General features: G+C 73.9%; 13 protein-coding genes. 2 read left to right on the plus strand and 11 right to left on the minus strand.

What is annotated here, in order from left to right:
* Nucleotides 1-21 precede the first annotated feature (21 nt).
* From ACFWJB_RS14885 to ACFWJB_RS14935, 11 genes are read right to left on the minus strand one after another with little or no spacing between them, the layout of a single operon-like run.
* The gene (locus ACFWJB_RS14885) at nt 22-1602 is read right to left on the minus strand and encodes an AMP-binding protein (RefSeq protein WP_386922557.1); all 1581 of its coding nucleotides are present in this window, start codon (nt 1600-1602) and stop codon (nt 22-24) included.
* A gap of 12 nt (nt 1603-1614) precedes the next feature.
* A complete protein-coding gene (locus tag ACFWJB_RS14890; RefSeq protein WP_385469057.1) occupies nt 1615-2166 on the minus strand; it encodes a flavin reductase family protein in 552 nt (183 codons plus the stop codon).
* Nucleotides 2153-3031 (minus strand): hypothetical protein, encoded by an 879-nt coding sequence (locus ACFWJB_RS14895; protein WP_386922560.1) that lies wholly within the window; start codon nt 3029-3031, stop codon nt 2153-2155. Before ACFWJB_RS14895 ends, ACFWJB_RS14890 begins: the two co-directional genes overlap by 14 nt.
* The gene (locus ACFWJB_RS14900; RefSeq protein ID WP_385469051.1) at nt 3028-3630 is read right to left on the minus strand and encodes a 4'-phosphopantetheinyl transferase family protein; all 603 of its coding nucleotides are present in this window, start codon (nt 3628-3630) and stop codon (nt 3028-3030) included. The genes ACFWJB_RS14895 and ACFWJB_RS14900 overlap by 4 nt, the downstream gene beginning before the upstream one ends.
* Nucleotides 3627-4739, minus strand: coding sequence for an acyl-CoA dehydrogenase family protein (locus ACFWJB_RS14905; protein ID WP_385469048.1), 1113 nt, complete (start codon nt 4737-4739; stop codon nt 3627-3629). Before ACFWJB_RS14905 ends, ACFWJB_RS14900 begins: the two co-directional genes overlap by 4 nt.
* Complete coding sequence (locus ACFWJB_RS14910; RefSeq protein ID WP_385469045.1) at nt 4736-4996, minus strand: acyl carrier protein; 261 nt, start codon at nt 4994-4996, stop codon at nt 4736-4738. The genes ACFWJB_RS14905 and ACFWJB_RS14910 overlap by 4 nt, the downstream gene beginning before the upstream one ends.
* 40 nt (nt 4997-5036) lie before the next feature.
* Entirely contained in the window at nt 5037-5888 is an 852-nt protein-coding gene (locus ACFWJB_RS14915) for a hypothetical protein (RefSeq protein ID WP_386922563.1), read from the minus strand.
* Nucleotides 5885-7210 (minus strand): TrpB-like pyridoxal phosphate-dependent enzyme, encoded by a 1326-nt coding sequence (locus ACFWJB_RS14920; RefSeq protein WP_386922565.1) that lies wholly within the window; start codon nt 7208-7210, stop codon nt 5885-5887. The genes ACFWJB_RS14915 and ACFWJB_RS14920 overlap by 4 nt, the downstream gene beginning before the upstream one ends.
* On the minus strand, nt 7207-7488 hold the full coding sequence (locus ACFWJB_RS14925) for an acyl carrier protein (protein WP_385469036.1): 282 nt from the start codon (nt 7486-7488) through the stop codon (nt 7207-7209). Before ACFWJB_RS14925 ends, ACFWJB_RS14920 begins: the two co-directional genes overlap by 4 nt.
* A gap of 33 nt (nt 7489-7521) precedes the next feature.
* Nucleotides 7522-8772 carry a glutamate-5-semialdehyde dehydrogenase gene (locus ACFWJB_RS14930; protein WP_386922567.1) on the minus strand — a complete coding sequence of 417 codons (1251 nt, stop codon included), beginning with the start codon at nt 8770-8772 and terminating at the stop codon, nt 7522-7524.
* The gene (locus tag ACFWJB_RS14935; protein WP_386922569.1) at nt 8765-9484 is read right to left on the minus strand and encodes an alpha/beta fold hydrolase; all 720 of its coding nucleotides are present in this window, start codon (nt 9482-9484) and stop codon (nt 8765-8767) included. Before ACFWJB_RS14935 ends, ACFWJB_RS14930 begins: the two co-directional genes overlap by 8 nt.
* Nucleotides 9485-9820: 336 nt before the next feature.
* Between ACFWJB_RS14935 and ACFWJB_RS14940 the strand changes: the two genes are divergently transcribed.
* Complete coding sequence (locus tag ACFWJB_RS14940; RefSeq protein WP_386922571.1) at nt 9821-11137, plus strand: KamA family radical SAM protein; 1317 nt, start codon at nt 9821-9823, stop codon at nt 11135-11137.
* A gap of 8 nt (nt 11138-11145) precedes the next feature.
* Entirely contained in the window at nt 11146-12387 is a 1242-nt protein-coding gene (locus ACFWJB_RS14945; RefSeq protein WP_385469092.1) for a pyridoxal phosphate-dependent aminotransferase, read from the plus strand.
* Nucleotides 12388-12402 lie beyond the last annotated feature (15 nt).

Below are 12402 nucleotides of genomic sequence, written 5' to 3' on the forward strand. Positions count from 1 at the left end.
GCCACGGAGCCCGTGGACGGATCAGGCGGCGTCAGTGACGAGCTGGGCGCGCAGCCGCCGGTGGTCGGTCTTCCCGTGATGGTTGACGGGGAGGCTCCCCACGATGCGCACCACGCTCGGCGCCATGTACGCGGGCATCGAACGCAGGCAGAACGCGCGCAGGTCGCTCTCCGCCGTACCGGCCGGGCCGTCGCCCAGAACGACGAACGCGCTCAACTCGGCGTCCCCGGCGGGTCCCTCGTACACCACCACGGCCGCCTCGCGGACATCGGGGTGGGCCAGCAGCCGCCGCTGCACCTCGGCCGGTTCCACGCGGTTGCCCCGAATCTGGACCTGGCTGTCCCGCCGCCCGCAGAAGCGCAGTGCGCCGTCGGCGCCCCGGAAGGCGAGGTCCCCGGTCCGCAGCAGGCGCTGTCCGGAGCGGGGCTCCAGCGGGTCGGCGACCAGGACGGCGTCCGTCGCCCCGGCGTCGCCCCAGTAACCGGTCATCAGGGCCGGGCTGCGCAGGTACATCTCGCCGACGACGCCCTCCTCGCGCACCGGCGCCCCCTCGGGGTCCAGCAGCAGGATGTCGGTGCCCCGGTGGCCGTTCCCGATCGACAGGTGCGTCACCTCGTCGGGCAGCGGATCGGGGACCTCGGCGAAACTGGCCGCCATGGACTCCGTCGCCCCGTAGCAGTTGATCAGACGGACACCGGGACGCAACCGCTGGAGGTGGCGCAGCTCGCCCAGGGGGAACTCCTCCCCGCAGAAGAGCACTCCGCGCAGCTCGGTCAGGGCGGCCAGCTGGTCGGGAATGTGACGCAGCGACTGACGCCAGATGGACGGCACACCGTTGACGTGGGTGGCCCGGGTCACGCGCAGCACCTTGAGGAATCTCGTCGGCCAGCGCAGCAGGGCCCGCGGCACGGGGGCCACCGCCGCTCCGCTGCCCAGGGCCATGCCGATGTCCAGCAGCGAGAAGTCGAACTGGAGCGGGGAGGTCGATCCCACCCGGTCGCCCACCGACACGAACCCCTCGGCGATCATGCCCCGGTAGAAGGCGACGACGGACCGGTGGCTCATCACCACGCCCTTGGGCCGGCCCGTGGTGCCGGACGTGAAGATGATGTAGGCGGTGTCGCCCGGCGTCACGGCGCGCCGCCGCCGCTCACGGCGCACCGGCGGGAGGGGCACCTCGATGCCGTCCGGGCCGAACCGGCCGTGCCCGACGGCCGTCCCCGGTTCCCCGTCGGCGAACAGGCACAGCGCCGGCTCGGCCGACCGCTCGATGGTCTCCCGGCGCTCGGCCGGTGTCTCGGGGCTTACCGGGACGAAGGGCAGCCCGCGCGACGAGCACGCCAGCACGAGGGCGACGGCCTCGGCGGACGTGTCGGACACGATCATGACGCGCTCACCGACGTCCAGGCCGTAGCGGTCGAGTTCGGCGGCGTACCGCTCGGCGGCCTCACGCAGGCCGCGGAACGTCGTCACCCGTTCCGCGCCGTCCGCGTACTCCACCACCGCGGGATGGTCGGGGTGCGTTTCGGCGGCGGCAAGGAGGAACTCGTCGAAGCGTTCGTCGGGCCGGTGGGTCACCGCGGGTGCGGGAGTCGCTGGCATGGTCTCTCCAGGTCAACGCAGGTCGTCGGCCGCGGCCGGGGCGGGCGGTACGGGGGTCGCGATGTGCGGTTCCCCGGTCACGAGCACCAGCGGGGAGCCGGGGGTCGCGGTCAGGTGGCGTACGGTGCCGACGACCAGGACGTGGTCGACGGCAGTGAGGGTCTCGGCGACGTCGCAGGTCATCACGACGGCCGCGTCGTGCAGGACCGGGACGCCCCGCAGCACCGCGTGCGGCGTGTCCCGGAAGCGCTCCGCGGGGGTGCCCGTGGCGAAGCGCCGCACCAGCGGACCCTGGGTGTGGGACAGCACGTTGACGGCGAACCGCCCGGCGGCGAGCAGGTCGTCCAGGGTGCGTCCGCCCGAGCCGAAGGCCACCAGCACGCTCGGCGGCGCCACCGAGAGCGACATGAGTGAGGTCGTCGTGCACCCCACCGGTCCCCGCGGCCCCAGCGCGGTGGTGACCGCGACGCACTTCGCCAGACCCGTCATCGTCGCGCGGAAGAGCCCTTCGTCCACTCCCGCGTCGACCGACGGGCCCGCCTGAGGAGTCTCAACTCCGAGCACGGCTCACCTCCGGGCCGGTCGTGAGCCGGGCGAGCGTGTCGAGCGCCCGCTCGACCACGCCGCTGCGGGGGCGTCCGCGCCGGGCGGAGTCGACGGCGAAGCGCAGGGCCTTGGGCAGTTGCGTCCAGGCGTCGGCCAGGTCCGGGTCGGGCCGGGTGCCCAGGCGGTGGAGCTGGTGCCGGGACGCCGCCCACAGGTCGTCCACGTGCCGCTCCAGCAGGTCGCCGTCGGCGGTGAGGCGCTCCCGCAGGTACCCGAAGACCTCCCGCGGGTCGCGCAGCCAGGTGCCCGGCCACTCCCTCGGGGGGCCGACGGGCGGAGCGGTGCTCCGGCGCAGCCACCGGTACGCGTCCGCCGGGCCGGTGTCCACCGGTTCCCCCAGGGCGTGCACGTCCCGGTTGCGTACGGCCGCCTCGAGATGCCCGACCGGTGTCAGCGCCCGGCGCAGCGAGTCGTCGTCGAGCACTCCCGCGTAGGGCAGTTGCTCACCGCCGGGCGTCAGGGCGTGGAAGGGGTCGGCCACCAGCCACCCCTCCGCGTCGTGGGCGCGCAGCAGGAACCAGTGGGGGACCACCCGCACCCCGTGGTGCGGCGACCAGGGAAGGTGGAAGGCGTTGCCCGACACGATCACCTGACCCTCCCCGGCCAGCACGCCGGCGAGCGCCTCCCGGGCCGACGGCCAGTCCGGACGGTGGTCGTGGACCAGGGCCCCGCCGTCGATGCGGTCGTGATGGGAGAAGGCGAGCGCGCCGTCCGGGTCGTCGGTGCGCACCCACAGGTGCACCGCCGATGCCATACGGCCGGCCGCGGCGCCTCCCAGATACTCCACCAGCGCGGTGGAGTAGCAGGACAGGGCAGGTGTCATGGTGTCGCCTCCCAGGCGCAGGCCACGGGTACGTCGATGAGTTCTCGCACCTTGCGCCAGCGCAGACCGCGCCAGTCACCGTGGTCGAGATGCGGAGGCACGTCGATGCTCCAGGGGCGCCCTCCGATGCCGGTGCCGTCGGTCTTGACGCAGGCCTCCTGGACCGTCCAGATCTCCGTGAAGACGGTGTGCCGCAGGGGCGCCGGCATGCGGTCGAGACGGTCCGCGTACGGGGCGGCGCACCGTCGGACCATCGAGCGGCCGACGTGCCGCGGCGGCACCTGGACGTCCACGCCGACGAGACGGCCCGGCGCGACGGCCACGACGGTGTGCGCCCCGTCGTGGGAGATGCTGACACCGGGCCGGGACCGGCCCGCCAGGACCGGCTTGCCGTTGTGGCCGGCCACGACCGGCGCGCCGGCGCTGTCCGGGGCCACCTCCGCGAGCAGGCTCCGCAGGAGCGCCCGTCCGTCCAGCAGTTGCCGGGCACGCCAGTCCGGACGGTCGCGTGCCGCGTCCCGGTCGGCGGGGGAGAGGCGGCCGGCGGACGCCTCACCGGTGGCCACCCACACTCCGGGGCCGATCTCCAGGACTCTCACGACAGGTCCTCCGGCCCGTTCTCGGCGGCCGTCTCGGCCACGATGTCGAGGACGACCTCGGTCGTGCCGCCGCCGATGCCGAACAGGGCTCCCTGGGCCCGCAGTTGCTGCGGTCCTCCGGTGCGGAAGCCGTGCGCGCCCTGGAGGTGGGCGCACACGTCGAGGACGTGCTCGACCGTCTCGGCGGCACTGGCCTTGAGCAGCGCGGCGGCCGAGGTGTCGCGCCGGACGGCGACCGCCTCGGTGAGGCCGTCGGTCAGGGCACGGTGCTGACGGGACCGCAGGAGGGCCTCCGCCCAGCGCCGCCGGATGTCCTCGCGCTGCCACAGGACGCCGTTGCCGCGGCGCCGCTGCCTCAGGTGGCGGGCGGTGTCGCGCAGCACCCGTTCGCACAGCGCGACGGCCCACAGGGCTCCGGCCAGGCGCTCGGTGGCGATGTGCGCCGCGAAGCCGCTCATCCCCCGGCCGGTGCCGCCCACGACGTGGTCGCGGGACAGCCGGACGCCGTCGAACGTGAGGTGCCCGGTCCCGGAGCCGTCGAAGAGCCGCGTCCCGGCCGGTTCGGCGCGCACGCCGGGGGCGTCGGCCGGTACGAGCACCCAGGTGAAGTTGGTGAAGTGGGGGCCCGGCCGGTGGCGGGCGAGGACGAGGGCGGCCCCGCAGGTCGTCGCGTTGGTGATCCAGCGCTTGGTGCCGTCTAGCCGGACCAGGTCCCCCTCGAAGGTGACGCGCGTGTCCAGTGCCGCCAGGTCGCAGCCGGAGGTCTCGTCGGTGGCGGCGAGGGCCACGACGGTCCGGCCGCCGAGACTGTCCGCCAGGGTGCGGGCGGCCGGGCCGGTCCCTCCGGCGAGCAGGGGCAGGCAGGTGGCCACGGGGACGGTCACGGCCAGCGTCGTCCCGACGCCGAAGCGCCGGTCGACGTCGGTCAGCAGGGTGCTCAGGGCGGCCGCGTCGACGCCCCGGCGTGGGTCGTTGCCGCGGTAGACCCGGGCCAGCCGGTTCTCCGCGCCGAGGACGCGCCACACGTCGGCGCCGCTCGCCTCGGCGGGCAGGGTGCCGAGCCGGGAGCCGGCCGCGGTGGCGGGCTCCCGCAGTGCGGAGACGTTCATGCCGCCGCCCTGTCCTCTCCCTCGGCGGCGCCCGCCCGCCGCACCGCTGCCCACAGGCTGCCGGCGGTGGCGAAGGTGGTGTCGTTGAGGTCCTCGTCCGGGAGGGAGACACCGAGTCCGTCCTCGATGGCGAAGAGCAGGTCGATGGCCTTCATGGAATTCATCCCGAGGTCGTGCAGGCGGCTGTCCTCGGTGAGGGGCCGGTCCCCGAGGTTGGGCAGGAAGGGCGTCAGCAGGTCGATGAAGGGCTGGTTCACGGCTTCTCCGTCGCTTGGATGGGGGAGTGGATCGGCGGGGTCAGTTCCGGTGGGGCCGCGGGGCGAAGACCTCGCGGTCGGCGGCCAGGAGGGACGCCAGTTCGGGCAGCAGGGCGCCGGGGACGGGCCTGCCCCGTTCGGCGCGCCGCTGGGCGATGAAGGCGGTCGAGGTGAGCCGGTCCCAGCGGCGCAGGTGGTCCTCCGTGTCCCCGCGCTCGCCGAGGTGCTCCCGGTAGGCGGCGTGCAGGTGCCGGGCACGCGTCATCAGCCAGGTCTCCGCGGTCAGCCGGCGCAGGGCGGCGAGCCGGTCGGGGTGCGCGGCATAGGCCTCGACGTACGCCGCCGGATCGTCCATGTCCAGCTCCGGCCGGGGCGCGCGGTGATCGGGCACGGGCGCCAGGACGCAGGCGAAGGAGGCGGTGGGCAGGCGCTGCCAGGGATACGTCCACCGCCCGGGGCGGGCCGGGCCCCACGCCGTCTCGTTGTCGTAGAAGTCCTCGACGACGGCACCCTCCCGGTGCGCGCCGACCAGGAAGCCGTGCTCCATGCGGGCCCGGCCCGCGTAGGGCAGCCAGGGCATGTCGTAGGAGTCGGCGACGGCGTAGACGACGGACGCCCGGTCGGTCATGGCGCGCAGCCCGTCGGCGGGGACACAGCGGCCGAAGGCCCGCGGACGCAGACCGACGAGCGCTGCTCCGTCGCGCAGGTGGGCCTCCGGCGGCGGATCCACCGTGGGCAGGCCGTCGGGACCGGGCCGCGGCCGGAAGCGCAGGCGCGCCCCCAGCGCGAGGTGACGTCCGGGCCCGTACCGGCGGTCCGCGATGACCGCCAGGTTGACCTGCACGCAGTCGAGGATCCCGGTCCGCACGGACGGGGTCGCGGTGGCCGTCACGGGTGCGTCCCCACCCGGGGCAGTCCGGCCACCGCCCGGGCGAGCGCCTCGTCGGGCGGGGACTGGTCCTCGAGCCCGCCGGCGAGGAAGTGCTCGTAGGCTCCGAGGTCCAGGTAACCGTGGCCGCTGACGCACACCAGCACTCCGCCGGAGGCGTCGGGGGAGGCGGCGACGCGCGCGGCGGCCGCCAGGGCATGGCCGGACTCGGGCGCCGGCAGGACGTTCTCGTGGCGGGCGAGCAGCCGGCCCGCGTCCAGGGCGTCCGCCTGGCTGACCGCCATCGCGTCGATGTCCCCGCTGTGCCGCATCGCGGAGATGAGCTTCGCCGCGCCGTGGAAGCGCAGCCCCGCCGTGTGCGCGTCCGGGATCCGGTAGTCGCTGCCGATGGTGTACATCGCCTCCATCGGGCCGCTGCCGGTGGCGTCGGTCTTGTCGTAGGCGTAGACGCCGCGCGTCAGCTTCGGCGTGCTGCTGGACTCGGCGGCGACCAGGCGGGGCCCGTCCGTGCCGGCCGCGCGGGCGGTGGCGTGGAACGGCAGCGCGATGCCGCCGAAGTTGGAACCGGCGCCCACACAGCCGACGACGGCGCCGATCTCCGCGTCCAGCTCGGCGAGCTGCTCCTCCGCCTCCAGGCCGATCACGGACTGGTGCAGGATGCTGTACGTCTCTCCGCTGCCGATGCAGAAGGCCACCTGGTCGTGGTCGGCGGCGTACTCGACGGCCTCCCCGATGGCGAGCGAGAGGCTGTTGCCGGCGGCCGGGTCCTCCTTGGCGGAGACCTTGGTCAGGCCGCTGGGGCTGGCGTGCACCTCGGCGCCCAGCATGCGCATCAGCACACCGCGGTACGGCTTGCGCCGGAGACTGGACTCGACCATGAAGACCCGGCAGCGCAGCCCGAACAGGGCGCACGCCGCCGCCATGGCCGTGCCCCACTGGCCCGCGCCCGTCCCCGTGACCAGCTCCTTCACGCCGGCCTTCCGGTAGTAGTAGGCCTGCGCGAGCGCCGTGTTGAGCTTGTGGCTGCCCGAGATGTTGACGCCCTCGTTCTTGACGTAGACCGGGACGCGGGCGCCGACTGCCTCCTCGAACCCGCGGGCACGCCACAGCGGGGTCGGGCGGTACTGCCGGTAGCGTTCGGCGACCGGGCCGGGGATGTCCCAGTACTCGCGTTCGGAGACGCTGTGCCGGATCAGCTCGGTCGGGATGTTGATCTTTATCTCGCCGGACCCGTCACCGGAGCGGGGCGGGGTGCGGTCCGGCGGCAGCGGCTCGGACAGGTGGGGCAGGACACTGCGCCAGCGGGTCGGGATCCGGTTCGTCACCGCCGTACCTCCGCCGCCGTCACGACGTCGATCAGGTCCCGGACGGTGCGGAAGCTGCGCCCCACGAAGAGGTCGTCGGGGAGGGTGACGTCGAGTTCGTCCTCGATCCGCACGAGCATGCCGACGAAGCCGAGCGAGTTCACGTTGAGCAGGTCACCGACGAGCGGTTCGTCGTCGGTGACGCGGTCGGGCGGCAGGGACAGGCGTGACTCGGCGACGACCACCTTCTTGACGACGGCGGCGACGGCGTCCCGGTCGAGGGACAGTTCCTGGGGCATGGCGTGCCTTTCGGGGGAGGGGGAGGCCGGGCGTCAGCCGCGCAGTGCGCCGGCGCCGTCGGTGACGTAGCTGTGGGTGACGAGCGCGCCGAGCGTCACGGGACCGCGCACGTGCAGCCGGCCGGTGGCGATGGCGATCTCGGTGCCCAGGCCGAGGGTGGGCCCGTCGTGCAGCCGCAGCGAGCCGTTGACCACGACCATCGCGGCGTCGGCACGGCGGCGGTAGGCGTCGACGACGTGCTGGTCCCGGGCGATGACGCCCTCGGTGTGCCCGGAGCCGTGACGGCGGACGTGGTCCAGTGCGGCGCCGACGTCGTCGACCGGCACGACGGCGACGACCGGGTCGAGGAACTCCCGGCCCAGGTCGTGCGCGGCGAGGGGCTCGGTCTTCAGTGCGGAGGGGACGAGGGCGTCCAGTTCGGGGGCCGTGTGGAGGGTCAGTGCCGTCTCACGGCCCGCCAGTCCGCGCGCCAGGGCCTCGAGGTAGTCCCGGGCGACGGCACGGTCGACCAGCAGGGTCTCCACGGAGGTGCAGCCGGCCGGCTCGGGCAGCTTGCTGTCCAGCGTGACCCGTACGGCGAGGTCGAGGTCGGCGCTGCGGTGGACATAGAGGTGGTTGACGCCGCCGCCGCTCGCGATCAGCGGGATGGCACTGGTGCGGCAGTGGTCCACGAGCGCGGGACTGCCGCGGGGGATCAGCACGTCCACCTGGTCGGGCCGCTTCAGCAGGGCCCGCAGCAGCCGGCGCTGCGGGTCGTCCAGCACGCTGACGAGGCCGGTGGGCAGTCCCGCTCGGCGCAGCGCGGCGTGCACGGCGCGCTCCAGGGCGGCGTTGGTGGCCGCCGTCTCCTTGCCGCCGCGCAGCAGCACGGCGTTCCCGACGGCGACCGGGAGCAGGGCGCCGTCCACGGTGACGGTGGGCCGCGCCTCGTAGACCATCAGGACGACACCGAGGGGCCTGGGCACGCGGTGGACGCGCCGTGCCGCGCCGGAGACGGGCACCTCGGTCTCGCGCACCTCCCGCAGTTCACGCCGGGTCATCCCGGTGAGCGCGACCATCCGCTCCCGGTGGGCGTCGGTCAGGCGCAGCCGCTCCACCAGCGTGGGCGGCATGCCCAGCCGCTGGGCCGCGGCGACGTCCGCCGCGTTGGCACGGGCGATCTCCGGCCAGTGGGAGGTGAGTTCCTCGCCGAGGGCACGGCAGTAGTGGTCGTAGGCGGAGTCGCCCACGGGCGGGGCCGCGTCGAACGCGGTGCGGGCCCGGGCCAGCAGACCGTCAGGCATGCCGCTCCTCCGTGCTCGCGAGGAAGGCCCCGAGGTGGTCCAGGAGGAGGGGCAGCCGCTCGCCGTCGAAGGCGGTGAAGTGGTCGCCGGGCAGCGGCCGTACGGTCAGATTCGCGGCCACCTGACGCCAGACCGCCAGGTGCTCGTCGTTGTCCTCGTCGGCGCACGGCATCAGCAGCGTGGGGCAGTCGTGGCGCTGCTCGGCCCGGTAGGAGACGACGGCGTCGAGGTGCGCGTCGGCGGTCAGGGCGACCCGGTCGGCCGGGACGCCGCTGTCGTCGGCGGCGAGGGAGGAACGGACCCGCTCGCGCCAGCGCCCGGCCGCCGCCGGGTCCCGGTCGATGCGGGCGGCGGGGCTGTCGACCATCACGACCCGCGGTCGCCGGCCCTCCTCGGCCAGCCGGGCCGCCAGCTCCCAGGCGACGACGCCCCCGAGCGACCAGCCGAACAACAGCCGGGGCGGCTCCGGGAGTTCCGCGAGCAGCGACCAGTAGCGGTCCGTCATGGCGCCGACGCTGCGGTCCGGCTCTTCCCCCGGCGCCAGCCCGTAGCCGCGCAGGGCGAACACCGGGCCGGAGCGGCGCAGGGCGAACCCCACGCCCGTGTAGGCCCCGACACCACCGCCGGCGGCGTGGACGAGGACGCTGCACCCCCCGGGCCGGGGCCGGCCCATCGGCACGAGCACCGGCTGGGCGACGTCCGCGCGGCTCATGGTGTGCGTCCGCGACGCGGGCAACCGATCATCAATGATCTTTCCTTCCGGAATCAATGGCGTTGACGACAAGCGACTTCCGCGCCACCCGCCTTTCAAACGAATTCGGTTCGCACCCCATAAAGGTCTCTTATCGTCCTCGCGTGCGGACTTTATGAACGCAGGTCGGCGGCTGAATTCGGAATCCTTATCGGTGTCATGCGAGGTATTTATGGCTTCGGGAAGAATCTCGAATCAACGAATCCCAGCCGGGTAATCGGCGCTGGACGCCACGACCGCCGACAAGGGCCGGCCTGCCGTCGTCCAGCTATTCCGCCGAATCCAGAGGGACCCCGCATGACACTGATGCTCGACCAACCGGTCGGTGCTACCCGCTTCCGGGCCTTCGGTCCGCGGCAGATCGACGACATCGTCCGGCGCTACGGCCTTTCCCAGGAACTCCGGGACGGCATCGAGCTGCTGGCACACGTCCTGCCGTTCCGCGTCAACGAGTACGTGCTCGACGAGCTGATCGACTGGAAGGACCCGGCGCGGGACCCGATCTTCCGCCTCGTCTTCCCCCAGCGCGGCATGCTCCCCGAACACGACGAGCGCGCCCTGGAGACGCTCCTGCGCTCCGGGGCGACGAAGCGGGAGACGGCCGCCGAGGTCGGACGGATACGCGCCGGCCTCAACCCCCACCCCTCCGGGCAGCGCGAGTACAACGTGCCGGTGCACGAGGGCGAACGGCTGGCCGGACTCCAGCACAAGTACCGCGAGACGGTGCTGTACTTCCCCACGCAGGGGCAGTCCTGCCACTCCTTCTGCACCTACTGCTTCCGGTGGGCGCAGTTCGTGGGCGACCCCTCCCTGCGCTTCGCCGCCCCCGGCCCGGACCGGCTCGTCCGCTACCTGCACGACCACCCCGAGGTCAGCGACGTCCTGGTGACCGGGGGCGACCCGATGGTGATGAGCACCGACCGCCTCACCGGGCACCTGGAACCGCTGCTCGGCGTGGAGAGCGTGAACACCGTCCGCATCGGCACCAAGTCCCTGGCCTACTGGCCGCAGCGCTTCGTGAGCGACACGGACGCCGACCCGTTGCTGCGGCTCTTCGAACGGATCGCGGCAGCGGGCAAGCAGGTCGCCGTCATGGCCCACTTCACCCACCCCCGCGAGCTGCGCACCGCCCGCGTGACCGAGGCCGTCCGGCGCATCCGGGCCACGGGAGCCGTGGTCTACTGCCAGGCCCCGATGGTCGCGCACATCAACGACGACGCCGAGACCTGGGCCTCCATGTGGAGGTCCGAACTGGCACTCGGCGCGGTCCCGTACTACATGTTCGTCGAACGCGACACCGGCCCCTACGACTACTTCAAGGTGCCGCTGGCCCGCGCGATGGAGATCTTCCACACCGCCTACCGCACCCTGCCGGGACTCGCGCGCACCGTGCGCGGGCCGGTGATGTCCACCACGCCCGGCAAGGTCGTGGTGGACGGCGTCGAGACCCTCGGCGGCGACCGGTACTTCCAGCTGCGGCTGGCCCAGGCCCGCAACCCCGCTCTGGTCGGACGCCCGTTCCGGGCCCACTACGACCCCAGCGCCACCTGGCTCGACGACCTGGAGATCGCCGCGGACACACCGCGGGACATCCGGGAGGCGCTGCGGCCGTGAACACCACCATGTCTCCCAACCTCGCCCTCAACGAAGAGGTCGCCCGGCTCCGGGCCCAGGGCCGCTCCGTCGTCCACCTCGGCTTCGGCGAATCCCGGCTGCCCGCCTTCGGCCCCCTCGTCGAGCAGTTGTGCGCCGGCGCCCACCGCAACGCCTACGGACCCGTGGCCGGAGCACCCGACGCCCTCGCCTCGCTCGCCGGCTACTTCGAGCGTCGCGGCCTGCCCACCGGCCCGCAGGACGTCCTGCTCGGCCCCGGAAGCAAGCCCCTGCTCATGGCACTGGACCTGGTCCTGCCCGGGGACGTGCTCCTGCCGCGCCCCAGCTGGAACTCCTACGAGCCGCAGGCCCGCATGGCGGGCAAGCGGGTGTACGGCGTCCCCATCCCCGCCGAGTGCGGCGGCATCCCCGACCCGGACGCCCTGCCGGAGACCATCGAACGCGCCCGCCGGACGGGCGGCGACCCGCGCATCGTCGTGCTCACCCTCCCCGACAACCCGACCGGCACGCTCGCCACCGCCGGACTGATCGAGCGGGTGTGCCGGATCGCCGAGGCGGAGGACCTGTTCGTCGTGTCGGACGAGATCTACCGCGACGTCATGCACCGGCCCGACGCCCCCTTCCTCAGCCCCGCCGAAGTGGTCCCCGACCGCACGGTGGTGACCACCGGGCTGTCCAAGTCCCTGGCCCTGGGCGGCTGGCGGGTCGGCGGACTGCGGGTGCCCCCCGGCAGGCGGGGGCGGGAACTGCGCGACCGGCTCGTCGCCGTGGCCAGCGACATGTGGTCCACGCTGTCGGGCCCCATGCAGCAGGTCGCCGCCTACGCCTTCGGCGACCCGCCCGAGATCCGGCAGCGGCTGGCGGCGAGCGCACGCCTGCACGGCTCCGTGGCCCGCGCCGTGCACGCCGCGGCGGTCGCCGCAGGTGCGACCTGCCGGCCGCCCACCGGGGCGTTCTACGTCTATCCCGACTTCGAACCGCGGCGCGAGGCGCTGGCGGAGCGGGGCGTCGACGGATCCGCGGCCCTGGCCCGCCACCTGCTGGACGAGCACGGCCTGGCCGTCCTGGCGGGACACCACCTCGGCGACGACCCCGGCGCACTGCGCTTCAAGGCCGCCACCAGCATGCTCTACGGCGACACCGACGAGGAGCAGGAAGCCGCCCTCGCGGCGCCCGACCCGCTCGCCCTGCCGCACGTCGCCGACGCCCTGATCCGCGTCTCAGAAGGCCTCGCCAAACTCGGCGCCTGACCACACCGGGAGACA

It is taken from the genome of Streptomyces sp. NPDC127100, assembly GCF_042724095.1.
Classification (GTDB): domain Bacteria; phylum Actinomycetota; class Actinomycetes; order Streptomycetales; family Streptomycetaceae; genus Streptomyces.

Bases quoted from the DNA above. Each gene is read 5' to 3' on its own strand.
- ACFWJB_RS14885 (WP_386922557.1), bottom strand. From the start codon at position 1,602: ATGCCAGCGACTCCCGCACCCGCGGTGACCCACCGGCCCGACGAACGC.
- ACFWJB_RS14895 (WP_386922560.1), bottom strand. From the start codon at position 3,031: ATGACACCTGCCCTGTCCTGCTACTCCACCGCGCTGGTGGAGTATCTG.
- ACFWJB_RS14905 (WP_385469048.1), bottom strand. From the start codon at position 4,739: ATGAACGTCTCCGCACTGCGGGAGCCCGCCACCGCGGCCGGCTCCCGG.
- ACFWJB_RS14925 (WP_385469036.1), bottom strand. From the start codon at position 7,488: ATGCCCCAGGAACTGTCCCTCGACCGGGACGCCGTCGCCGCCGTCGTC.
- ACFWJB_RS14930 (WP_386922567.1), bottom strand. From the start codon at position 8,772: ATGCCTGACGGTCTGCTGGCCCGGGCCCGCACCGCGTTCGACGCGGCC.
- ACFWJB_RS14935 (WP_386922569.1), bottom strand. From the start codon at position 9,484: ATGAGCCGCGCGGACGTCGCCCAGCCGGTGCTCGTGCCGATGGGCCGG.
- ACFWJB_RS14940 (WP_386922571.1), top strand. From the start codon at position 9,821: ATGACACTGATGCTCGACCAACCGGTCGGTGCTACCCGCTTCCGGGCC.
- ACFWJB_RS14945 (WP_385469092.1), top strand. From the start codon at position 11,146: ATGTCTCCCAACCTCGCCCTCAACGAAGAGGTCGCCCGGCTCCGGGCC.